Here is a 1,080-nt window from a genome sequence, read left to right on the forward strand (position 1 = left end):
TTTTCCCGCGGGCGCCATTGCGCCGGATTCAGCGTCGAAAAAGTGCAATTGCTGCGCGAGCATTATGAACGGACGCTGAATATTTGGGCGGCCAACCTGGCGGCGAACAAAGAAAAGGCGATCGCCATCCAGTCCGAGGAAGTCTACGAGCGCTATATGCACTATTTGACGGGGTGCGAGGACTTCTTCCGCAAGGGAATCAGCAACGTCGGCCAGTTCACCCTGGCCAAGTAGCGCGGCCCTCGGTCACTTCTCACACGTGAACTGGTTGACGTCCGTGTAGCCCTGGCGGAACAACTTGGCGCAGCCGGTGAGGTACTTCATGTACCGGTCGTAGACCTTCTCCGACTGGATCGCGATGGCCTTGTCCTTGTTGGCTTCGAGCGCGGCGGCCCATATCTCCAGCGTCCGTTCATAATGCTCGCGCAGCAATTGCACTTTTTCGACGCTGAATCCGGCGGCATGCGCCAGCGGGAAAATATCTTCCTGCGCCGGCAACTGCCCGCCCGGGAAGATTTCCGTGTAGATAAATCGCGTGAACCGCACGTCGCTCATCGTCAAAGCGATGCCGCGCTCGTGCATCTGCTTCTGTGAATGCGCCAAAATAGTGTGCAGGAGCATCCTGCCGTCGTCGGGGAGGATGTCATGGGCGCGGTCGAAAAACGCGGGCCAACGCTCGGCCTTGAACGCTTCAAATGCTCCGATGCTGACGATCCGGTCGACGTTGTCGTCGAACTCTTCCCAACCCTGCAACCGCACTTCGATGTTGCGCCCGGTCGGGATCCCCGCCAGCCTGGTTTTGCTGTATTCGAACTGGTTGCGGCTGAGGGTAATTCCGATCACGTTCACGTCGAACTTCTCGACCGCCCGTTGCAGCGCCCCGCCCCAGCCGCAGCCGATATCGAGCAGCGTCATTCCGGGTTCGAGGTTCAGTTTTCCCAGCGCCAGGTCGAACTTCGCATTCTGCGCTTCCTCGAGGGTCATATCGTCTCGCTCGAAGTAAGCGCAGGTGTAGGTCTGGGTCGGGTCCAGGAACAGCCGGAAGAAGTCGTCGGACAGATCGTAGTGCGCCTGCGAGGA

Annotated in this window: 2 protein-coding genes; one reads left to right on the forward strand and one right to left on the reverse strand. The window is 59.3% G+C overall.

Annotated elements, in window-relative coordinates:
• Positions 1–234, forward strand: a 234-nt coding sequence (locus A5712_RS09345) for a class I SAM-dependent methyltransferase (protein ID WP_197519350.1), incomplete at its 5' end; no start/stop codon positions are given.
• A gap of 12 nt (positions 235–246) precedes the next feature.
• Here the strand turns inward: A5712_RS09345 and A5712_RS09350 are convergent.
• Positions 247–1,080 (reverse strand): cyclopropane mycolic acid synthase family methyltransferase (locus A5712_RS09350; RefSeq protein ID WP_156766496.1); only part of this gene is annotated, 834 nt, incomplete at its 5' end.

It is taken from the genome of Mycobacterium sp. E2327 (assembly GCF_001672675.1).
Taxonomy (GTDB): domain Bacteria; phylum Actinomycetota; class Actinomycetes; order Mycobacteriales; family Mycobacteriaceae; genus Mycobacterium.